Annotated in this window: 1 pseudogene; it reads right to left on the minus strand. The window is 74.1% G+C overall.

From position 1 onward, the window contains the following. Positions 1-144: 144 nt before the first annotated feature. Positions 145-328 (minus strand): annotated as a pseudogene (locus KUM38_RS38820) (GNAT family N-acetyltransferase); the annotation flags it as partial.

The following is a 328-nucleotide window of genomic DNA, read 5'->3' on the forward strand; positions in this document are numbered from 1 at the left end:
GATCGGTGTCGGCGGTGGCGCCCCGGAGCAGGACCATGCCTTCGCCACGGCCGCCGTGGAGTCCCTCGTCTGACGGCAACGCTCACCGGACGCGACGGCGCCGGCCCCGAAACTCGGGGCCGGCGCCGTCGCGTCCGGCGGAGGTCAGGCCGCAGCGACCGTCACCGGGGCGAACCGCCGGCTCCAGTCCCCGGGCAGCTCCGTGATCCCGTACGTCATGACGGCGTTCAACGCGACGGACGCCAGCCCGTGTGCCTTCGCCCAGCTCAGCAGCTCTTCGTGCCGCACATCGATGTCGGTGCGCAGCGGTCGGTCGGTGCGGGCGGCG

The organism is Streptomyces sp. AC558_RSS880, assembly GCF_019049255.1.
In the GTDB taxonomy this organism is placed as follows: Bacteria; Actinomycetota; Actinomycetes; order Streptomycetales; family Streptomycetaceae; genus Streptomyces.